At 49.1% G+C, this 22908-nt stretch carries 15 protein-coding genes; 6 read left to right on the plus strand and 9 right to left on the minus strand.

Annotated elements, in window-relative coordinates:
* Positions 1-76: 76 nt before the first annotated feature.
* The 3 genes from ACN6MW_RS31585 to ACN6MW_RS31595 are packed head-to-tail and all read left to right on the plus strand — an operon-like array spanning position 77 to position 2933.
* Positions 77-943 carry a class I SAM-dependent methyltransferase gene (locus tag ACN6MW_RS31585; RefSeq protein ID WP_419873650.1) on the plus strand — a complete coding sequence of 289 codons (867 nt, stop codon included), beginning with the start codon at positions 77-79 and terminating at the stop codon, positions 941-943.
* Positions 943-1656: an RluA family pseudouridine synthase gene (locus ACN6MW_RS31590; protein WP_419873651.1), complete on the plus strand. Its 714-nt coding sequence runs from the start codon at positions 943-945 to the stop codon at positions 1654-1656. Before ACN6MW_RS31585 ends, ACN6MW_RS31590 begins: the two co-directional genes overlap by 1 nt.
* Positions 1657-1676: 20 nt before the next feature.
* A complete protein-coding gene (locus ACN6MW_RS31595; protein ID WP_419873652.1) occupies positions 1677-2933 on the plus strand; it encodes a CapA family protein in 1257 nt (418 codons plus the stop codon).
* Positions 2934-2957: 24 nt separating this feature from the next.
* Here the strand turns inward: ACN6MW_RS31595 and ACN6MW_RS31600 are convergent, their stop codons facing one another.
* Positions 2958-3362 carry a MarR family winged helix-turn-helix transcriptional regulator gene (locus ACN6MW_RS31600; RefSeq protein ID WP_364148675.1) on the minus strand — a complete coding sequence of 135 codons (405 nt, stop codon included), beginning with the start codon at positions 3360-3362 and terminating at the stop codon, positions 2958-2960.
* Positions 3363-3566: 204 nt separating this feature from the next.
* Between ACN6MW_RS31600 and ACN6MW_RS31605 the strand changes: the two genes are divergently transcribed.
* On the plus strand, positions 3567-3734 hold the full coding sequence (locus ACN6MW_RS31605) for a hypothetical protein (protein ID WP_419873653.1): 168 nt from the start codon (positions 3567-3569) through the stop codon (positions 3732-3734).
* On the opposite strand, the gene gyrA is transcribed toward ACN6MW_RS31605, so the two are convergent.
* The 6 genes from gyrA to ACN6MW_RS31635 form a co-directional block, all read right to left on the minus strand.
* Positions 3715-6177: a DNA gyrase subunit A gene (gyrA, locus tag ACN6MW_RS31610; protein ID WP_419873654.1), complete on the minus strand. Its 2463-nt coding sequence runs from the start codon at positions 6175-6177 to the stop codon at positions 3715-3717. The two genes, ACN6MW_RS31605 and gyrA, sit on opposite strands and share 20 nt — an antisense overlap.
* Positions 6178-6189: 12 nt before the next feature.
* Positions 6190-8160 carry a DNA topoisomerase IV subunit B gene (gene parE, locus ACN6MW_RS31615; RefSeq protein ID WP_419873655.1) on the minus strand — a complete coding sequence of 657 codons (1971 nt, stop codon included), beginning with the start codon at positions 8158-8160 and terminating at the stop codon, positions 6190-6192.
* A 1015-nt stretch (positions 8161-9175) separates the two neighbouring features.
* Entirely contained in the window at positions 9176-11140 is a 1965-nt protein-coding gene (locus ACN6MW_RS31620; protein ID WP_419873656.1) for a glycoside hydrolase family 127 protein, read from the minus strand.
* A 29-nt stretch (positions 11141-11169) separates the two neighbouring features.
* Entirely contained in the window at positions 11170-12282 is a 1113-nt protein-coding gene (locus ACN6MW_RS31625; protein WP_419876507.1) for a response regulator transcription factor, read from the minus strand.
* Between the two features lie 238 nt (positions 12283-12520).
* A complete protein-coding gene (locus ACN6MW_RS31630) occupies positions 12521-13726 on the minus strand; it encodes a cohesin domain-containing protein (RefSeq protein WP_419873657.1) in 1206 nt (401 codons plus the stop codon).
* Between the two features lie 16 nt (positions 13727-13742).
* Positions 13743-17579, minus strand: coding sequence for a beta-L-arabinofuranosidase domain-containing protein (locus ACN6MW_RS31635; protein WP_419873658.1), 3837 nt, complete (start codon positions 17577-17579; stop codon positions 13743-13745).
* A 295-nt stretch (positions 17580-17874) separates the two neighbouring features.
* On the opposite strand from ACN6MW_RS31635, the gene ACN6MW_RS31640 reads away from it, so the two are divergent.
* On the plus strand, positions 17875-18804 hold the full coding sequence (locus ACN6MW_RS31640) for a peptidylprolyl isomerase (RefSeq protein WP_419873659.1): 930 nt from the start codon (positions 17875-17877) through the stop codon (positions 18802-18804).
* A gap of 50 nt (positions 18805-18854) precedes the next feature.
* Complete coding sequence (locus ACN6MW_RS31645) at positions 18855-19307, plus strand: hypothetical protein (RefSeq protein WP_419873660.1); 453 nt, start codon at positions 18855-18857, stop codon at positions 19305-19307.
* On the opposite strand, the gene ACN6MW_RS31650 is transcribed toward ACN6MW_RS31645, so the two are convergent.
* The gene (locus ACN6MW_RS31650) at positions 19285-21087 is read right to left on the minus strand and encodes a sensor histidine kinase (RefSeq protein ID WP_419873661.1); all 1803 of its coding nucleotides are present in this window, start codon (positions 21085-21087) and stop codon (positions 19285-19287) included. The genes ACN6MW_RS31645 and ACN6MW_RS31650 overlap by 23 nt on opposite strands.
* A gap of 71 nt (positions 21088-21158) precedes the next feature.
* Entirely contained in the window at positions 21159-22757 is a 1599-nt protein-coding gene (locus ACN6MW_RS31655) for a response regulator transcription factor (RefSeq protein ID WP_419873662.1), read from the minus strand.
* Positions 22758-22908: the final 151 nt, after the last annotated feature.

Raw genomic sequence — 22908 nt, forward strand, 5'->3', positions numbered from 1 at the left:
TGTGTTAGCTTCGATATAATTATCGATGACATTTATTATATTACAAAAACAACGTCAAGGAAGGGTTACGAAAAACATGTACATAGCAGATAAATGGGTAGACTACGAGGTTATAGATACAGGAGACGGGGATAAGCTGGAGCGTTGGGGTAATTATACGCTTCGCCGTCCTGATCCACAGATTATTTGGCCGATCACGAACGAAACCGGCTTATGGAAAAAAGCGGACGGCTACTACCATCGCAGCAATTCCGGCGGCGGCCAATGGTCGATGAACGACACGCTCCCAGAGCGCTGGACGATTTCATACGGAGAGCTTAATTTTCATATTAAGCCAACAAATTTTAAGCATACCGGCCTATTTCCGGAGCAAGCGGTTAACTGGAGCTGGATGATGGACAAAATCCGCTCGGCGGGCAGGCCTATCCGTGTTTTGAATCTATTCGCTTACTCCGGAGGCGCAACCGTTGCTGCGGCCGCTGCCGGCGCAGAAGTATGCCATGTTGACGCAGCCAAGGGTATGGTCCAATGGGCGAAGGATAACGCGCAGCTGTCAGGACTGGAATCCGCACCGATCCGTTATATTACGGATGATGTATTTAAATTCGTACAGCGCGAACAGCGCCGCGGCAAGCAGTATGACGCAATCATTATGGATCCTCCTTCTTACGGGCGGGGACCCAATGGAGAAACATGGAAGCTCGAAGAAAACCTCTTCCCGTTCCTGCAGTCCTGCACGTCCATCCTATCCGATAATCCATTGTTTCTGCTGATTAACTCCTATACGACGGGTCTGTCGCCTTCCGTACTGCACAACCTGCTGCATATGACGATGAATGCGAAATACGGCGGCGAGATTCATTGCGGAGAAATCGGCTTGCCGATTACGAAATCCGGCCTTAACCTGCCATGCGGGATTTTGGGACGCTGGGAGTCTAAGTAATGCCAATCAAAGTATTATTTGAGGATAATCACATCATTGCGGTCGTGAAGCCGCCCGGCATCCTCTCCCAAGAGGATGATACGGGCGACCCAGACATGCTCACTCTGCTTAAGCAGGATATAAAAGAAAGATACAACAAGCCGGGAAATGTTTTTCTCGGCCTCATTCACCGTCTTGACCGTATGGTCGGCGGCGTCATGGTTTTTGCTAAAACATCGAAAGCCGCCTCCAGATTGTCCGAATCGGTTCGCAGCCGCCATTTTGGAAAAACCTATGTCTGCGTTGTGCAAGGCGTGCCCAACAAACCGCAGGCCCGTCTTACGAATTTTATCCGCAAGGATAACAAGCAAAACCAGGTTACGGTCTACAATAAGCCCACAAGCGAAGCAAAAGAAGCGATACTGGATTACGAGGTGGCAGCCGTATCCGGCCGTTATTCGCTAGTCGCCGTTAAATTGCACACGGGCAGGCCGCATCAGATTCGCGCGCAGCTGGCGCACATAGGTTGTCCTCTGGTAGGCGATCTTAAGTATGGCGCGAAGCCAACGGGCGGGATTACCGAAATCGCATTGTGGTCAACATCGGTTTCCGTCCCCCATCCCGTTTCAAAGGAAATGATGAGCTTCCGCTCCGTACCAAGCGGTTCGGAAGCCTGGAGCTGGTGGATGGATTCTCAGCTCGCAGACGCATCTGTCTTGCTAAGCAATGAGTAAAAAGGAAGGAAAAATACAAGATGCGCCGCAAACGGCACCAAAAAGTTCAAGCCCTATTATTAGTATTTTGTTTAATTGGATTACTGATCATCTTTTTAGTGCCTCTCCTTACGGAACGCGCACCTGAATCTTCTAATCAAATCCCGATCGTGACCGCAGAACCCGTTCCTGATGAAACAGCAGCCGTTACGCCTTCTCCGACACCCGTTATCCTAGAGCCTACTCCTACAACTGAGCCTGTATACGCAGACGCTGTATGGATGGCTGTAGGCGATGTGATGATGCATACCCCGCAGCTCCCTGGCGCTTTTGACAAAAAAACAAACCGTTATAACTTCAATCCTTTTTTTGCGGAAGTTAAGCCTATTTTGGAACAAGGCGACTGGGTAATGGCTAATCTAGAAACCCCGATGGGAGGCGCGGAATTCGGTTATTCCGGATATCCGCAGTTCAATGCGCCTGTGGAACTTGGCGAAGCGCTCAAGGCCGCAGGCTTCAACCTCATTACGAATGCCAACAACCACGCTTTGGATCAAGGCGAATCCGGCATTTTGCGTACAATTGAGAACCTGAAAGCATTGGATATTCCATTTAAAGGAACCGCTTCGACGCAAGAAGAGGCTGACAGCATGGTTTTATCGAAAAAAAACGGCATTGTGATGGGCTTGTTGGCCTACACGTACGGAACGAACGGAATAGCGGCTCCCGAAGGTAAGCCTTACCTCGTCTCCCTAATAGACGAAGAAAAAATAAAAGCGGATATCGTCCGGCTACGTGATGCCGGCGCGGATTTTATTACCGTTTCCCTTCATTTCGGCACAGAGTATCAAATCGCTCCAAACGACGAACAAAAACGCCTTGCCAGAAGCTTGGTTGCTGCGGGAGCGGATATTATTGCCGGCTCGCATCCTCATGTCGTACAGCCCTATGAGGTCGTTGATACAACGGACGAGAACGGCCATGCAAAAAAAGGACTCATTATTTATTCAATGGGAAATTTCATTTCTAACCAACGGGGCGACTCGAAGGATTACGGGGTTATTTTCAAAGTAAATGTTCGTAAAAATATGACGGACGGCTCCGTGGACTTTACGGAAATCGAATCAATTCCGACATGGGTTCACCGTTATAAGCCCGATCATGCTTACCGCTATCGCGTCTTGCCTGTCGAAGATACGATTGCTGCATCCAACGATGCCCTGCTTACAAAAGCCGACTACGAAGTGCTTAAGAAAAATTACAATATGCTGCGTAATCGGCTCGATTCCTTGAAATAAGCTCATTCACCGGTAGTAGCTTACTTACAGATTAGCAACTTTACCCAACAGATAAACTAAAAGCTGCTGATTATGAGAGGAAATGCGGTCCAGCGATTGTTCGATCAATTCGGTCCGAATCGTTGTACCGCGCTCCGCCTCAGCCTTCCCCTTCTCCGAAACGGATACCCACACGATTCTCCGGTCATTATCGTCCCGCGTGCGTTCGATTAATTCATTTCTTTCCATACGGTCAAGCAGCGTAGTAATTGCAGCAGGCGTAGTAGACAAGTATTGCAGCAAATCCGAAGGTTTCATAGGCTGATGCTGAAGCAGCAACTCAAGCACATTAAGTTGGCCTTCCGTTAATGGCGCAAGCGATTGTTCCAAGTTATTTTTCCATTCCCGCGATAGCCTTGTCCATAATCGAGTAAATTCTCCAGTCACCATACTCTCACACCAGCTCTCTGTCAATTTCCAACTATTTGTTATTTATTATAACAGTCTTCATTGTCGAATAAAAGATTAACCCAATTAATAATTTGCGCTATTAATCGATAGGAAGTCGAACATTATGACAGCGTTAGACATACAATGTGACGAAGGCCCAGCGCCATGTCTGTTTATGTTAATAAAGTAAGGAGCGTGTACCGAGTGGAAGAAAGAAAAGCGTTGATTATGGAAAAAATCAAAAGTTATGGCATCATAAAAGACCCACAATGGCTGAACCGCCCGGATGAGCTGGTACCATTGTGGGTCATGCTTGAGGCCATATTAGAAGTTATTGAACGATTTGATCCGCCTAATCGGCCTTTTGATTAAGTTCTGAGACAGAGCGTGCAAGCGTATTTGTAATTACATCCGATTTCTCGACCGGGAACACAAGCTTTCCAATCGCTTTACGCTCTTCTATCGGCGCTTTCTCCGAAGTGGCCGTTAACTTGGCGCCCGATGAGGTCACTGCAACAATTTCCTTCGCAGCTTTGCAATAATACGCCCCGACGAGCGCAGCTCCGTTCGGACGCACCCGCTTGCCTTCTTTGAATTCAAAGGTTTGTACGCCTTTGCCTCCTCTGCCCTGGATCGGATAATCCAGCAGCAGCGTTCGCTTAGCGTAACCAATATCGGTAATGACGAGCACTTCGCCTTCATCCTCTGCAACCCATTCCGCAGCGATAAGCTCGTCTCCATCCTTCAGCTGGATTCCTCTTACGCCGGTTGCCACTCTGCCCATCGGATTAACCTCCGTCTCGGCAAATCGAATGCTCATTCCTTGTTTGGTAACGAGCATGATTTGCTTCGATCCGTCACTGAGGACCACCCGGATCACTTCATCGCCTTCCGAAACCTTGCATGCCGCAACGGCGGTCGATCTCGTAGTCGCGTATTCCTTAAGCTCCGTCCGCTTGACTTGGCCTTTTTTGGTTACAAAAACAAGCGATGAGACGGAAGCAGAAATATCTTTAACCGGGATCACGCTAACGATCGAATCATCCTTTGGAATCGGCACAACGTTTACGATAGCTGTTCCCGTGTCCTTCCATTTAAATTCAGGAATTTGATGGACAGGCAATAAATAATATTGGCCTTTGCGAGTGAACAGCAGCAAATTATCAATGGTATTTACCGCGAGCAGCTCTCGAACGAAGTCGCCTTCCTTGACGCCCGCATTTTGCAGCTCTCCGCCCGATCTCGTAAACGAAAGCATGCTTGTCCGTTTCACGTATCCGTCTTGGCTTAGCGTAACTAGAACATCCTCCGGCGTTACCAGCACTTCAAGGTTTACCTTCAGCTCTTCGATTTCACCGCGCAGGTCCGAACGGCGGTCGATCCCGTATTTCGTCTGGATTTCAAGAAGTTCATCCTTAATGACGCCAATAAGCTTTTTGTCGCTAGCCAAGATTGATTTCAAATAAGCAATCTTCTTCATGGCTTCTTTGAGCTCTTTCTCAAGCGTCGTAATCTCAAGATTCGTTAAACGGTATAGCTGCAACGTCAGGATGGCATCCGCTTGACGGGCGGTAAACCCGAACTTTGCGATCAGATTATCTTGGGCATCCGCGCGGTTCTTGGAAGCTTTGATCGTTGCGATGACTTCATCCAAAATATTGAGCGCCTTCACGAGACCCTCGACCACATGCGCCCGGTCCTCAGCCTTTTCGAGATCGTATTTCGTCCGGTAGGTGACGACTTCCTTCTGATGTTCGATGTAGGCCGACAAGATTTGCTTTAAACCAAGCTGCATCGGCGTTTTATTAACGATTGCGACCATATTGAAGCTGTATGCCACTTGTAGATCGGTTTTCTTAAACAAATAGGCCAAAATCCCCTGCGCATCGGCGTCTTTCTTAAACTCGACGACAATTCGGAGACCGTTCCGTCCGCTCTCGTCGCGCACCTCTGCAATGCCCTCAACCTTTTTCTCGAGCCGGATGTTTTCCATTGCGGTAACCAGGCGGGATTTAACGACCTGGTAAGGGATTTCAGTAATGACCAGTTGCTGCTTGCCGCCGCGCATGTCTTCGATCGCTGTTTTGGCGCGTATGTAAATACGTCCCTTGCCAGTTGCGTAAGCATCGCGAATACCTTCTTCGCCCATAATGATGCCTCCGGTCGGAAAATCCGGGCCTTTGACATAAGTCATGAGCTCCTCCAGCGAAAGCTCAGGACTGCCCATAAGCGCGATACAAGCATCGATGATCTCGCGCAGGTTATGGGGCGGAATTTCCGTGGCAAAGCCGGCAGAGATGCCGCTGGTCCCGTTAACGAGCAAATTAGGGTACCGCGACGGCAGCACAACCGGCTCCTTCGTCGTATTATCGAAATTATCCTTGAATTGAACCGTTCTTTTCTCTATATCGCGAAGCAGCTCCATCGCAATAGCGGACAAACGCGCTTCCGTATAACGCATGGCTGCCGCGGGATCATCATCCTGCGAGCCCCAGTTTCCGTGTCCGTCAACGAGCGGATGCCCCATTTTCCATGGCTGTGCCATCCTTACCATACCTTCATAAATGGATGAATCGCCGTGCGGATGATAGTTACCCATAACGTCGCCGACCGTTTTCGCCGATTTGCGGTATTGCTTGTCCGGCGTATTTCCCGAATCATACATCGCATATAGAATACGACGCTGCACCGGCTTCAAGCCGTCGCGAACGTCAGGAATGGCGCGGTCCTGAATAATATACTTTGAATAGCGTCCGAAGCGGTCTCCCACAACCTCCTCCAAAAACGCCGGTAAAAATTGTTCCAGCATACTCATGCAGTAATCCCCCTACTCCTCATATTCCATAAAGTCGACATTCTCTACGATCCAGCGCTTCCGCGGATCGACCTTATCGCCCATCAGCGTCGATACTCGGCGCTCAGCTTTGGCCGCGTCTTCAATCTGCACCTGCAGAAGCGTGCGTTTCTCCGGATCCATCGTTGTTTCCCACAGCTGGTCAGGATTCATCTCTCCAAGTCCCTTGTAACGCTGCAGTTCGTAGTTTTTGCCGTATTCCTTCAAATAATTTTGCAGCTGTTCATCCGTCCATGCATAGCGTATCGTTTCGAGTTTACCTGATTTGCGGGTAATTTTGTACAGGGGCGGCTGAGCGATATATACGCGGCCCAGATCGATAAGCGGCTTCATATAGCGATAGAAAAAAGTAAGAAGCAGCACTTGAATATGAGCGCCGTCTGTATCCGCGTCCGTCATGATAATGATTTTATTGTAATTGCATTCTTCCGCTACGAATTCGGAACCGACACCCGCTCCGATGGCCGAAATGATCGCTTTATACTCGTCATTTTTTAAAATGTCGATCAATTTCGCTTTCTCGGGGTTCATCGGCTTGCCTTTGAGCGGCAGGAGCGCCTGGTATTTCGAGTCTCGGCCTTGCTTGGCCGAACCGCCTGCGGAGTCCCCTTCCACGATAAACAGCTCCGTACGCGTATAATCCTTAGACTGCGCAGGGGTTAGCTTACCGTTCAGGTTCGAGCTTTCGCTCCGCTTCTTGCCGCTTCGGATTTCTTCGCGCGCCTTGCGGGCCGCTTCACGGGCCTTCGAAGCTTGCAGCGATTTTTTTAGCAGCATTTGCGCGATTTGCGGGTTTTCCTCCAGAAAAACCTGCATCTTCTCGGAGACGATCGCATCTACCGCGCTACGCGCGGAAGAGCTGCCGAGCTGATCTTTGGTTTGGCCCACAAACTCTACCTCGGACATTTTGATATTAATGACCACCATCATGCCTTCCCGCAGATCGTTGCCTTCCAGATTTTTTTCTTTCTCCTTCAGCATTGCCGCTTTCCGCGCATAATCATTCATTACTCGCGTATAGGCGGTTTTAAAACCGGTTTCATGCGTACCGCCGCCTCGGGTTGGAATAGAGTTAACGAAAGAAGCGATGGTTTCGGTATACCCATCGTTATATTGGAGGGCAACTTCAACCTCAATATCATCCCGCTCGCTTGCGAAGTGAATGACGTCATGAAGTACCGTTTTGTCCTCATTCAAAAACTGAACGAATTGACGCGCCCCGCCTTCATAATGATATACATCCTGCTTGCCGCTGCGGTCATCTTTAATCGTTACTTTCAGCCCGGAGTTAAGAAAAGCGATTTCTTGAAGCCTTTCCGCGAGCGTGTCATAGCTTAGCGTCGTCCCGTTCTGAAAGACGCGGCCGTCCGGCTTGAAAGTAACCTTGGTGCCTGTCCGGTTCGTTGTCCCAATAACCTCTAATCCTCGAACCGGCTCGCCGACATGCTCGCGGCCTGTTTCGTCGACCCAATATTCGAACCTTTGGCGATGAATTTTGCCATCACGGTAAATATCGACCTCGAGCCATTCCGACAGGGCATTCGTTACCGAAGCGCCAACGCCGTGCAAGCCGCCGGATTTCTTATATCCGCCGCCGCCGAACTTTCCTCCTGCATGCAGAATGGTAAACACAACCTGCGGTGTCGGGATGCCGGTCTTATGCATGCCGGTCGGAATACCGCGCCCGTTATCATGAACGGTTACTGCTCCGTTCTTATGCAGCGTAACTTCGATAGCCGAACAAAACTTGGCTAAGTGCTCGTCGACCGCGTTATCGACAATTTCCCAAACCAAGTGATGCAAACCCGAGCTGCTCGTACTGCCTATGTACATCCCCGGCCTTTTTCGTACGGCTGTCAAACCTTCAAGTACCTGTATATCATCGGCCTCGTAATTTCGGTCTGCGGCCGCTGTATTTGCGAAGAGATCTGTTTGCTCTGACATGAGCGTCCCCCAATCTGTAGTCACGTTTCCGTATCTTCAAGCTATTTTAATTCAAGTTGTCCTGTTTCGTAAAGACACCAAAGCAGAGGATCAAAGCCCTAATCCTCCAAACCGCGTGCACAATAAGTGAAAAAGGTGTGGCATTCCCGCCAAGCGGCGGAGTAATCCACCAAAAGCCAACATTCGGATAACGAAGTAAAATGATATGACATCCGTTAGCGCTACGAATAAGGATAACACATTTCATTTATTAAACAGTATCTTTCTCCGAATAAACAAAACAATGTGCAGGATTGATTCTAAATCGTGCCCGGTTGACGGTCAATTGATACCTTCTCAGCAAGGCTTGGCCTTGCTTTTCCTAAAGTCCTTCGGCAAGGTAACGAGAAACCTATTGCTCAGCGTAAGTAAAAATCGAAATAAGCGCAAGCAAAAATCAGAACGACCGCGAAAAAAACGAAATGTCTTTTAAAAGGCAGCATTGCATTTGTTAAAGGAACTGTTGTTAGCATGTTTTACAAATTTATGGGATTTATGTATGGCGCGATGAAAATATGGGATAAAAGATCTGAAAATATGCTAAATTGATTGTGAAGTCGCAGACCTTGAGATAAGATATACTTAAATTTATCCTACTTAATGCGAGGTCGAAATGTCGGAGAATCCACGGATTGACTGCATGAAATGCAAATATTATTTTATAACATGGGACCCTAATAGCCCAAGAGGCTGCAAAGCCTTTGGTTTTAAAACGAAAACGATGCCTAGTCTCGCGGTCTTGTCCTCCTCCGGGAAGCCCTGCATGAATTTTGAGGCTAAACAACAGGTGCGGGCTTAGCTGAATAAAACGATTGGCAGCGGCATCCGTAGCAATCGTAAGGGGCCGTCACGACGGTGGCCGTCCTTCTTATAAACCAACCATCTGAAACAGGGGGATATCCCGCAAGGTCAGTGACCTAGCGGGATATCCCCCTTTTTGGGTTTCGTTTCAAAAAAACTCCAGCGAGCCGAAGCATTATTTCGCTCTTATCCATACGGTCATTTCGCCGCAGGCTCGATTAGCCCACGCGTAATACGGAATGAACGTTACCTTTTCCTCGAAGCTGGTTTCCGCTGCAGATGGTTTATAGAGCTTTCCGTTCCAATCGGAAGCCGAGGCTCGCTCAGCTAGTCCGCGGATGACCGTGACGCCTCCAAGCAGATCGCTTTGAAAATCTGCCTGTAATTGCGCATTTCCCGGAAGCACGAGCTCATGCAGCAAATTTCCGTTATCCGCCTCTTCTAAGCAATAGACGAGAGGCCCTCTTTGAAGCGCAACCTTACCTATCGTTTCGCGAACGAGCGGGTTCGCTATCATGCGGATAATCGGCATCTCCAATTCTAACTCGACCGCATCGCCGTCTTTCCACGTCCGTTCAATCAGGATGTAGCCGTTTTCCGAACGGCCCTCCTTCAAAAGCTGCTCGCCGTTGACCGTTATTTGCATAGCCGGACACCAATCAGGCTGTCGAAAGCCTAGAGAGAAGACGGCTTCCTCGCCCGGATATACCTGAACGGAAACTTTATTGCCGCTAGGCAAATCAGCTTCTTGAACGAGCCGAACGTTTTGTGCACCGAGCTTCAAATTAGCCTCACTGCCTGCATAAAGATGAACAAAAATCGTGTTTTCGCGTATGGAATAAATGTACTTACCAAGCGATGATAGCAACCGCGCCACATTCGGCGGGCAGCAAGCACAGCCGAACCAGCCTTGCCGCTCTGCCTTTACATGCTGCTTGTTATGGTAATCGCATGCCTCGGGCACAACCTCGAGCGGATTCACGTAAAAGAATTTTTTCCCGTCCAGTGACATGCCAGCAAGCACGGTGTTATATAAAGCTCGCTCGAGCACATCCGCATATTGACTGTTCGGCTCCAGACGAAGCATCCGCTCCGCGAAAAAAATAAGTCCGATCGAAGCGCAGGTCTCTGCGTAAGCAAGATCGCTCGGTAAATCATAGTCATAGGAAAATCGCTCGCCAAAAGCCTGCGATCCGATTGCTCCCGTAAGATACATTCTCTTTCCTGCAAGATTGTCCCACAAGCGCTTACAGGCCTCATAAAGACCGGTATCACCCGTTTCTGCAGCGATATCAGCCATGGCAGCATACATGTAAACGGCCCTTACCGCATGTCCGGTCGCATGCTGCTGCTGTCTCACGGGCTCATGCGCCTGCGCGTAATCAACGCCAAAATCCTTCATTTCCGGGAAAAAGGTTTTCCGCCCCCTTCGTTCCCACTCCTCTGTCAAATAAAGAGGCGATTGGCCTCGCTCATCGATGAAGTATTTGCTTAGTTGCAGGTAGCGGTCATTGCCCGTTGTGCGGTACAGCTTGATTAGCGCCAGCTCGATCTCCTGATGGCCGTCATAGCCATGAAGCCTGCCCTCTCCTCTACCAAAAACCGAATCGATATAATCAGCGAATTTGCACATGACATCAAGCAGCTTCCGCTTGCCCGTTGCATCAAAATAAGCCACGGCTGCCTCCATCATATGGCCGGCGCAATATAGTTCATGGCATTCAGCTAAATTGGTCCAGCGCTTATCCGGCTCTTTAATCGTAAAGTATGTGTTTAAATAACCGTCAGGCTGCTGCGCCGCCGCAACCAAATCAATCACCTCGTCAGCCAGCTTCTCCAATTCGGAATCAGGCATGGCCTGCAGGCTGTATCCAACCGCTTCCAGCCATTTTGCAACGTCGCTGTCTTGAAAGACCATGCCTTGAAATTCCCCTTCCGCAAGTCCTGCGGCGATCCGGAAATTTTGGATAGCGAAGCTCTTTTCGGCCTCGGGAATTCGGTCGTGTATGGCTTCATATTGATAGGGTATAACCGTGTTTTTTACCAGTTGAATATATCTCGACCAAAACGGACTGTCTATTCTTACATCTTTCAGTGCCGGCGTGACGCCGTAACGCGGATTGGCTAAATGATTGGTCAACGAAACCCCTCCCAAAGGTTCGCGGCCGGTCATCCTCTAAGGACGGCAGCCGCTTTGTCCATTTTGCGAAATTCCCTAGTTGTCGTGCCTGTGAATTTTTTGAACAAGAAACTAAAGTAATGGGCATCGTTATAGCCCACTTTATAGGCAATTTCATAGGTTTTGAAGTCCGTCGTTCGCATGAAATCAATCGCGCGGGCCATTCGGACGGAGGTCAGAAACTCGACGAAGGTTTGACCGGTTTCCTGGCTGAAGATCGTGCTGAAATAACTGGGGCTCATGCCGACATGCTGGGCAACGATATGAAGCGATAATTCGTACCTGGCCGATTGCGCGCGGATAAAGTCCTTCGCTTTTAAAATTTTCCCCGCGTATTTATTGTTAGCCTGCTCGCGGAATCTCGTAACCGTCTCCAGAAGCGCGGCGATATAATCGACGGCCTCTTCATGGCTGGTTACCTTTGCTATTTTTTGCTCGAGCATATTGATCTCATCTTCGGACAACCCATCGCTAGAGACCGATTCCCTGCAGAATTGAAGCGCCGATAATCCGAGCTCCATGCAGACGTAGCGGCCGACAAAGGACGTCTTCCAATCTATGCCGCCAAGGAAGCTCAAATATTTTCTCGTAAAGGACAATGCGTTTGCGGCCTGGCCATACTTCATGAAGTCACTTATTTCCGCACGGTCGATAGCACTAAGCTTCTGCATGGATAACGTTTCCCGCTGGCTATGGATGCTGGCATGCTCGGGTTGCCTGTGGTCCTTCTGGTTTTGGATATCGATCTGTCTGGCTGCTGCTCGAACGGCATCGCTTAGCTCAGAGGAACTGATCGGTTTCAAGCAATATTCGCTTACCCCGATACGCAATGCCTCAAGCGCATAATGGAACTCCTCGTGTCCGCTTAGCAAAATAATTTTCACGGAAGGCATCGTGCGCTTCACATTTCTGCTAAGCTCCAAGCCGTCCATAAACGGCATCTTAATGTCGGAGACGATAATATCAGGATGAAGCCGGTTGATTAGCGGGAGCGCCAGCTCCCCGTCAGGGGCATCTCCGCAAAACACGCAGCCGATGGATTCCCAGTCAATCCGGTCGCGCATCGCTTCTCTTATATCCGGTTCATCATCGATCAAAAACACTTTTTTCAACGAGCTCGCCTCCTTTTTGATGAAGCGGGAGCATCTTCCGTCCACCTCCGCAGCCTAGCTGAAAGTAAGCATTTACATTTCCATTCCATCTTAGCAACTATTGCCGAATGCCACTATATAAACGGGAACATTACCAAATAATTTCTACGATTACAAAAAAATGAGAATAAAAAACGGGCGCCGGACCCTAATGCTGTCCGCCGCCCGAATCTTTTGTCTGCTTTGCCTGCTACCAGTTAAAAATCAATCTGGCTAAGGCCGCAAGATCCTCGATGTCGATTTTGCCGTCCCGATTGAGATCGCTTCCCTTCACGGCATCCCAGCCCGGACTTTGCGATGTCATGCCGTATCCTTTGGCCATGACCGCCAAATCACCGATGCTTACCTGGTTATCGTTGTTGTTGTCGCCGATAACCTTTGTAATGACTGCCGCTTTAAAGGCTTCGAGCGCCGCATTCAAGTCTTCGGCTGCTTTCGTTACTGCTGCTTGCGTAGCATTCGTGTCGCCAGCGATAAGCGCAGCGATATCAATCGCTTGCTGCAGTGCTGCTTTGGCACCGGTAGGATATTGGCCGATCCGGTTACCCTCGACCGCAGATTGATGGGTCTGCTGCGCCATCAACAATAGCTCGTTCAGAGCGGCTTTGTCTACGTGCCCGATCTGAATGCCGTGCGCAGCGCCTTGAAGCGTCGTTTCAACTCCGTTTCCGCTTGCCGTAATGAGTTCGGAAACCGCGACATTAGCGATGCCGCCTGCCGCATTCTCCTTAACCTTAAACGTTATTTTCAGATGATCGATATTGCGGTCTGCAGGCGGTTCATGAAGATGAACGCTCAAAAATCGGATTTTCCCTGCTGTCTGTTTGAAATCCGCGATCGCGAAATTCCATTCATCCAAGGGAATCGCGGAAATGAACGCAAGCTTGGTTTCATCGAAAACAAGCGTCATGTCTTGAGCCATAACGTCTTCTCCGGCTCCCTTTAAGCCAAACACGATTTCAATATTTTGCCCGGGCTGAACGGCATCCGGCCCTTTTAGCACAGCGCCGGCCAAGTTCCCATTTAATTGAAGGGCCTGATGGTATGGCGTATTTACATCTTCACCGCCGGCCCGCAAATGATATTCGCCGGCAGTAACGCGGGAAGGCAGATAAGTGAAAGCGAAGAAGCCTTCCGCGCCGCTTGTCGTTTGATTCAAGTAATCCAGCTCGCCGCCCGGGTCGGTAATGGTCAGCGTTACTTGCTTCCCGCTGCCCGAAGCGATTTTGCCTTGAACGGTGACGAAGCCGGAGGCTTCATCCACGTTGACGTTCTGTAACGTCACTTCTTCCTGCTGCTCTGACGCGCTGACGGCATTCGCAGCCATGAACAAGCTTATGGCAACGGCAAGCATTAATTTCAAGCTCCATATTCGCGTTGGCAACTTTCGCGGCATATGCTCGTTCCTCCTTTTACGGGTTGATTTTGAAATAAGCGTGATACCTGAAATTATGAGCCTCGTACATAGGCACAAGCGGAATGCCGTTCGTCATAAAGCTAAGCGGGCCTGTTGAGGCAATGGATTGGGACAATTGATTTTCATTTAACGCCAAATTCAACCAAGAAGTACTGTTGCTCTTGCCGACCATGACAAGCGGACCGTAATAAATGCTGCCAATTTTCGCATCGTCAGGCGTTTTCTCCAGCCGAAGGCTGAACGGCATGGTTATATCGACGATATCGCCCGAAGACCAAGTCCTGCTCAACGTTACGTAAGATCCGGGGACGGCCTCAATGTTTTGTTCAACTCCGTTTATGGATACTTTATAGCCGTTCTCTACCCAAGAAGGCACACGCAGCTTAATCGCGAGCAGACCGTTTCCGTCAACGGAAATGGACGTTGCCCCTGCTTCCGGATAACTCGTTGTTTGGGTGACCGTAAATCCTTTTGCCTGCCAATGCAATGTAGACGGGATGTAGAGATTAACATAGAGCGTCGATAAATCCGATGAATGGAAATAGATAGACTCTTGGTATTTTACATGGTTTTCGAGTCCTGTCCCCATACAGCAGGTGAAGGAATTATAATCATTCGTATACGATTTTTGGTTGCCCGGTCCAAGCGGAACAAAATAAGTCGTATGGCCATGCTCCTCATGCTGCTGCGAGGCAAGGATGTGATTGTAAAGCGCTTTTTCGTAATAATCCATATAGACAGGATCAGGATTATGGAAAAACAGGTTGCGGGTCAGCTTCAGCATGTTGTACGTAGCGCATGTTTCTGCCGTTATGTCATCAAGAATAGCGGCGATGGCGTCCGCGCCCCTGAACATCTCGCCCTGCCCGGTACCCCCGATATTAAAGGTCCGTTTATCAACGACCATATGCCAGAAGTTATCCGCGACCTTATAATAATAAGGATCATTCGTTTGATCGAATATGCGCAAAGCTCCCGTAATTTGAGGGATATGCTGATTTGCATGCTTGCCGGTCAAAGTATCCGTATTATCGGCCGTCGGTTTAAATAAGGTCTCGTTATCGAATAGCTTGGCGGTTTCCAGAAATGTATCGTTGCCGGTAATCGCAAACATTTCCGCGAGCACCTCGTTCATTCCCCCGTATTCCCCGGCAATGTAGATAGACCACATTCGCTTCAATTGCTCCTTGGGCAATACGCTTAAACGTCCGTGTGTCCATTCGCCCATCGCCTCTACGATCTCGAGTGCTTGCTCATTTCCAGCATATTTGTAAGAATCTACAAGACCGGCCATAATTTTATGAAGCGTGTAATACGGAGCCCAGATAGTCGGATAGGTCGTAAATTGTTCCAGCTTAATGAACTGATCCTCCGAATAGCCGCTCAAAAATCCTTCGCTGTATCCTTTGGCCGGCATGGCATCTTGGACCTTTCCCAGCTCGGTAATCATTTCATCCAGCTTCTGTTTGAAGCGGTCGTCGCCGCTGCTGGCGTAGGCCATCGCCAGCGCAGACAAATAATGCCCGGTCGAGTGGCCGCGAAGATTGGAATTCGGCGCATCCCAGCCGCCTAGCGGCTGAGCGCCCTTGGTCGACAAACCAGCGGCATCACGGAAGTTATATAACATCCGGTCATTATCCACGAAAAGCAGGTAGGAGTAGGTGCGGTCCCGGTTTTCGGTGAACGGGCTGTCTTCAAGCGACACTTGGCTTAGCTGAAACGGCTGGACAGACCAGCTAGCATTGCCCGGTACGCCTTGCACGGTGGCGTTTTGCGATAAACTCCATGCCGATGTATCGTCCGCGCGTTTGGCCCGAACCGCATAAGAATGCGTAGAGTTGTAAATCAAGCCCTTATGCTCGTAGGGGCTGCTTACATTGGTCATCACCGCGCCGTCAACTTCAAGATCGTAACTGACAGCACCTGGAGTAGAATCCCATGCTACGGTAATTTGGCTTTTCCCTTCCTCTGCTTTGACAGATAGGTTGGATGGAGTCAGCGGTGCGCTTGATAGATCCGCAAGCTGGGTAACGGCAGATAAAGGCTTCTGCTTGGACGATTTAATCTCATCGCCTTCCCATACAAATACCTTCACCGTATGCCCGGCAATTTGGCTTGGAAGAAGCAAAGCGGCGTCCAACTGCTCGGTCGTTCCGGCTTCTACCCGCTTATTGGCATGAACGGCATCCTTCATCCGTCCAGCCTCGTCGAATCTTGCAGCCGTTACGAGCACAGGGACGGCAATACCGCTATTGTTGTTAGCTTTTACGGCGACTTGAAGGTTCTCGCCCGGTAGAAGCCGATCGTGGCTAAATGTGGTTTTAAATACTATTTCCTTGACCTTGACCTCGGCTTTTGCCTTGACCGTTGTGCCTTGTACTGTCCCCTCGACTTGAAAGATACCTGCTTTTTCATAGCTCGACGGGTCAATCTCTGGCCATATGACTTTCATTTGCCGGCTTGTTGCACCGTCGTTATAATCGGCAATCACGATGTCCGGAAGGACAGGCGCCGACCCTATTGCCGTTTCTAAGTACTCCGGCCTAATGCTTTGTATGGACAGCTGGAATGGCAGTTCTATCACCCGTGCCCCGAAAGTCTTCGTCGCGCTGGCCGATCCTTTTGCGAGCACGGCCGTTAACGTTACCTCCGCATCGCCCGTGCGCGGCTCGGGTCTATTCACCTTTCCATCCGTACCGATGACCTGGCTGTTGCTCGATTGCCACGCAATAGCCGAACCGTTTGGCCCCGTCTCCGGCAGCTCCAAATCGGAAATAATCGCATCGAGATCACCGAGCTGCAGATGTTCCTTATCCAAAGCCACTATTTCTTGATCGGAAAGCTTAGCCAAAACGGTCGCTTGGAATTCCCTTGTTGCGCTATAGCCGCCTTTGGCGATTGTCGCAGTAAGAAGCACGTTCTCGTTTCCTTTTCCAGGTGCTGGCCGAATCACCGTTCCATCCGTTGCTATCACTTTCTCATTGCTTGAAGCCCATGTAATCGAAGATCCCATTTGACCGAGAGCAGGCAGCGCAATATCCGCCTCCACCGTGAATAAATTTCCTAAATTAATCTCATCCCGATCCGAATGCACAATAAATTCGTCAGACAAATCCAGCAGCGCTGTTATTTCAGCCGCGCTCAGCGCTTTATTGTAAATACGGAAATCCTCGAATTTTCCGCGGAAAGATGCATCGCCGTTATATTGCGATTTACCGATGAAATTAGACGTAGTGCTTCCCAGACTGGATGGATTTAGCGTCAAATCTTTGTTTTCCGCTGCTTTAACGCCATCCTCGTACAAGGTTCCCGTATTCCCTTCTATGACAAAGGTAACATGCTTCCATACGCCTGTGCTTAGATCCCTTCCCTTCGTTACATGCTGCTCGCTTCCCCAGCCATTTGTCGTAATCGCGGCGGTTAACCCCTCCGCCCCCTCGTTTCTTCCTGTTGCGGTTACGAACAGGTAACGCGTCGTCCCGCTTCCGAAATCGAACAATCTGGCATAGTCCTGCGAGGTTTCCATATACACCCATGTAGAAACGGTCATATCGGTCACGCCGTTTAAAAGGTTATTGGGCAGCTGCACGTATCCGCCCGCCAATTGAACAGCTTTGCCGTTTTTGCCATCGGTGATCGAAGTGCTTCCCACGAGCGTTGCATCATTTCCTTTTCCCGATTGATCCTTGATTTTGCTTGCTTCTGCTTCATCGAAAGTGTACCAAGCAATAAGATTTGCCGCAGATGCATCCGCGAATACATGAACGGACGGAATGATGCCCCCCAGCATAGCTGCGACCAGAAAGAGCGACATCCATTTTTTAATCCGCATCTCTTAAACCTCCTCATTCCCCATGGTTTTCAATAATCCTTTTAAGCGTTTACACGAATCAAGCTCCACTCCTCCTTCTTCAGACGGCTAGGTACATCAAGACTATAAAAGGACGAGGAAACGAAGACAATGCAATTTCATTCGAAAAAAGTTCGATATTTTTGAAGGGTGTTTTCTTCCATTCGCACGGTAACCTGCCGTATATTTTTCACCTTTCTTTGCTATTTTCGATTTGCTATAGTGACTTTGCAGCAACTTTCTATCCAAAGACGAATGAACCGTAAAGGAGAAATAAATGATGAAACGAGCGGTCAAACCATGGTATCGAAGCTATCGCTTATGGATGTTTAGCTGTCTTGCTTTGTCCCTTTTGCTGCTGCTCCTTCTTATGACAGCCTTCATGAACGGACGTGAAAGCAATAAAAAGCCTGTACTTGAAACCATTGCGATTGTAAACGGCATCGAAATCGAAAAAAACCGGCTCTATGACTTGCTCATGGATACCGGCGGCAAGCAAGCATTAGAAAAGGTAATCGTGGATGAGCTTATCGCTCAAGAAGCGGGCAAACTTAAAATAACGATCACGGAAGAGGACATCGACCGGCAGCTGGACATCTTAAAACGGGAATACGATTCTCCGGAGGAATACCGCGCCAAGCTTGCGGAGGATGGCTTCACAGACCGGTCCATGCGGACGCAAATACGCTCGCAGCTGCTGCTGCGCCGGCTGCTATCGGACAAAACCGACGTAACCGAAGCAGACGTACGTAACTACTATGACCAAAATAAAGCGCTGTGGTCGGAGCCGGAAGCCATCCGGGTTTCTCATATCCTTGTGCAATCGAAGGAACAGGCGGAAGAAATCTCCGCAAAATTAAAAAAAGGCGAAGATTTCGCCAAACTCGCCGTCCAATTCTCGCTTGATCCAGGTGCAAAAAGCAACGGCGGCGATCTAGGCTTCATCGAACGGGGTTTTTTGGAACAAAGCTTGGAAGATGCCGCCTTTGCCCTGCAGCCGGGTGAACAAGCTCATATCGCGGAATCCAGCCAAGGCTTTCACATCCTTGCCGTAACGGAACGGCAAGAAGCCGCTGCCGCTGCCTTCAACGAACGCGAAGAGCAAATTCGAAATGAGTTGATGGATTCGGAGATCTATGATTTGATCGGTCCTTGGCTGGAGGAATTGCGTGCCAAAGCTTCAATCGAACTCATGCAGGTGCAATAACGCAATAAGCGGCTTTAGGATAAAAAGAGTGAGGGTATAGGGGGTAAAGGATGAAACGAGGTATTATGCTGCTCGTAACCTTATTCATGGCTGCATCGATCCTTGGCTGCGCCCAGGATGAATCAGAGCCGCTGACCAAAGAACAATTCCGAGCCATGTACGAGAAGGTAAATAAATTTAAGGGAAGGACCGTCGAGATTTACGGCGAAATCTTCGCGACGCCGCAAAGACTCGAAAAAATGGTTTATATTCAACTGTACGCCGATCCGATCAACCGTGAGCAAAGCGTGATCGTCGCCTTCAAGGATCCTGGGCTTGATGTGCAAAACGGGGATTATGTCTATGTTGCAGGAAAGGTCAAGGATGCTTTTACGGGAGAAAACACGTTTGGCAGCAAGCTTAGCGTTCCGAGAATAATCGCTGAAACGGTCCGTAAAATCGATCCAGCGACTGCCCTCTCTCCCCCGTCACGGAGCAAGCTTACCTCTGAAGCGGGATCGTAACCGCAACGACGGTCCCTTTTCCAATTTCCGATTCAATGCTCAGCCGGGACTGGTTTCCGTAAATAAGCGAAATGCGCTGAGCAATGTTTTTCACGCCGATGCCCTCCGCCTCCGGATTCAGCAAGGTCCGGACCTGCTGCACGGACATGCCCTTTCCATTATCACTAACCTCGAAATACAGCATCTCGCCGCGCACCTGCCCGCTAATTCGGATAGCGCCACCGCTTTCCAAAGCTTCAAAGCCATGGATAATCGCATTTTCCACGATCGGCTGTAAAAACAGCTTCGGCACCTTGCAATCACCCGGCAAATGATCCAGCTCGTATGTGACTTTAAAAACGCCTTCAAAACGGTTCTCCATAATATGCGTGTAGCTTCTCAACCACTCGAGATCATCCCTCAGCTTTACGATTTCCTGCTTGTTATTCACCGTATACTGCAGCATCGTGGAAAGACTCACGATCATTTTACTGATTGCTCTATCGTCCCGGTCAATCGCCATCCAATTAATAATGTTCAGCGTATTGTACAAAAAATGGGGATTCAGCTGCAGGTTGAGCGCCATGATCTCCGCTTCCTTCTCGCGCAGCGTGCTCTCATAGTTTTCCTTGATTAATTCTTGGATTTTCTCGTTCATATGGTTGAACTTTTTGATCAGGATACGAAACTCGAGCTGCGATTGATCCGGAATTTTGGTAGAGAAGTCGCCGGAACCGGTTAACTGGATCGCAACCAGCATTTTTTTGATCGGATTCGTCAGCCGTCCCGCGATAAAAGAAGCAATGACAATCGCGATTATGATAAGGGCCATGGCGATCAGGAGATCCATATATCGAACGGTAGGCAAATTTCGCAGCAATTGGTTGTACGGAATGACGGAAACGGTTATCCAATCCGTTACTTTCGACGTATCGTAAGCAATGAGAACATCCTCGCCATCCTCCTTCACGAGCGAAGTGCCCGAGGATGCCTTAAACTCATCAAGGTACCAGTCGTTCTCGTCTTTTTTTCCCAGCTTCGAGAAATCCGGATGCGTGACGATTTGACCATCCCGGGACACGATATAGAAATAGGAATCCGGCACAGGCAATCTTTGTTCGACCGTATTGCGGTAAAATTCTTCATTGAAATTAATGAGCAGCACGGGGCGTTCTACCGAATCCGGCCAATTGTAGCTGACGCCGTCAATAATGGGCGAGCTATTGATCATGCGCGCGCTGGAGAACACCATTTTAAACTTCGGATCCATCCCAAAAAGCTGATCCTGGTTATACACTCTCGTCAAATCGTATGTCGGCACCCACACTAAGCTTCCTTGACGTTCCTTTACTTGATCATAGATATAGGAATTTTGGAAGCCTTGGGGCGAGACGGACACGAATGGCGAGTTCGTCGTATACGTCAGCGTTCCTGACCCGAAGCTGTAGTAGCTGGTCATGAGCTGCACGGTGTAAAAATCTTGGCTGTGTCCAAAATACTTATACAAAATGGCCGTCGCCTGCCGATCCATTTTCACAAGCTCGTAATCGTTAGCTGGACGGGGCCTATCGAATAAGCGAAATAAATCCGGATCGGAAATGAGCGCTACGGTTCGCTCCTCGATATTTTTGTAGACGATGTCGCCGATCTCGTTATTTTTTTTGACGATTTCCTGAATGCTGTCCCTCGCGTTGCGGACGATGATATCGGAGCTCGCATTATAATTGATATATCCGTTAATGACGGAAGGAAGAGAGATGAGCAGCACAAAAAACAGGATTAGCTTGGTCCTGAATTTCATGTTTAATAATCGTTCTTTCACTATTGAAATCGTAACGCTTCCCTCCCGAATGGATGACTCCGGATAGAAGATTATCCCTGCTTCATGCTGCGGGCTATCGACCGGTATTCCTCAGGCGTCAAGCCAAACTCCTTCTTGAATACGCGGTTGAAATATTTAGCATCCTGATAACCGAGCCTGCCCGCCACCTGATAAATCTTATCGTTGCTTAGCTCCAGCAGCTCCTTGGCCTTCGTCAGCCTAATTTGGGTCAAATATTGGCTGAAATTGATATTTAGCTTGCTTTTGAAATAATGGCAAAAGTAGCTGCTGTTGAAATGAAAGACGGCTGACACCGACTCCAGCGACAAATCCTCCATATAATGCTCTTCCATGTACGCCAGGCATTTAAAAATGACCGTTTCTTTGCTGTCCCGCCGCGCTTCCGTGATGGCAGCCGCAATGTCGGCTAGACGGCTTGCGATAACCGCTTGGAGCTGCTCAATCGCATGAACTTCATCAAGCGATTCTGTGATGCTGGCAGCCAAGCCTTCCCGAATTTCAGGCTTTAGGTATTCCGCTGCTTCCGAAAGCTTCATGAGCAGTTTTTTGCAGTACGCGATCAGCTCTGAAGGCGCTGGCAGCCGTTCCCCCTCAACCAGCTTAGCTATGATGGTCCTTGCTGCATTCTCTATCGTTTTTTCACCATGCGTCGCATGTATGGCATCGCCCAACATCGTCTCAAGCCTAGCGCTTGATTTAAGAAATAAACGCGGATCAATTTTCGTTCCGGTGCTCGTAAAGACGATTCTCCCATCCGCGTAGAACCCTTCCATCCCGGCAAAATAAGCCTCTTTGAACAAGCTCGGCGCCGCTTCGACCAATTGTTCCGTGCAACGGCTTATTCCGACATTGATGCGAACGCTTTCAAATTCAGCAAACCGAAACTGCTCCTCGATCCGTGCAAGCAAGGATTCTTCCAAGCGTGCATTCGTTGCTGAAATGAGCAAGCTCCGCTCCTGCTCCGAGAAGAAACTGACCGAAACGCCGTTTTCGCTTAGCAGCTCTTGCATTTTTTCCTTGATCCGTTCCTTGCTTAACTCCAATTCCGTATCCTCCGGATGGTCCTTTCCATGGATCGCAGTTACGATGATGCTGCCTCCGCCTTGGAACAGCAAGGTATCGCGCAGTTCCCTCTCTTCATCCTTGGACAGAGGCAAGCCATGGTTCCAATCGCTCAAAATGCGGTTATGATATAAGGGAATGATGGTCTGCAGCTTTGCCGATAAGCGCTCCTTCTCCTCGATCCCGGCAAGCTCTTCCTCTAAGCTCCGTTCGGCCTTCTCTAGAATATGGGTAAATTTATCGATATCGACGGGTTTCAGCACATATTCAAACGAGCCGAGTCCAATCGCCTTTTGCGCATACTCGAAATAATCGTAGCCGCTTAAAAAAATGACCTTTTGCGGCTTCCGGCTGCTTGGCAGCCTTTCGTAAAAATCAAGCCCGTCCATAATGGGCATTTGAATGTCCGTAATAATAATTTCAAAGTTTTCCGAATCGCAAATGTTTAAGGCCTCTTCCCCATTTTTAGCCGTACGTACGGCGTATTCCGGACGGAGCCTTCGCAATATTTTGGATAAGCCGGCCAAATGCCCCGGTTCATCGTCCACGAGTAAAATATTATACAAGAAGATCGCCCCTTTCTCTTGTCGTATCTTCATCCTATTCTACGTAAAATCGGTTTGCAATCGGAGGTTTTGTTGAATAATGAGGAATTTTGCCGATCCGCTGACAGCGAATAGAAGGGATGCCAAGCCGGCATCCCTTCCCTTCTCCCAT

Source organism: Pristimantibacillus sp. PTI5, assembly GCF_048572955.1.
Classification (GTDB): Bacteria; Bacillota; Bacilli; order Paenibacillales; family Paenibacillaceae; genus Pristimantibacillus.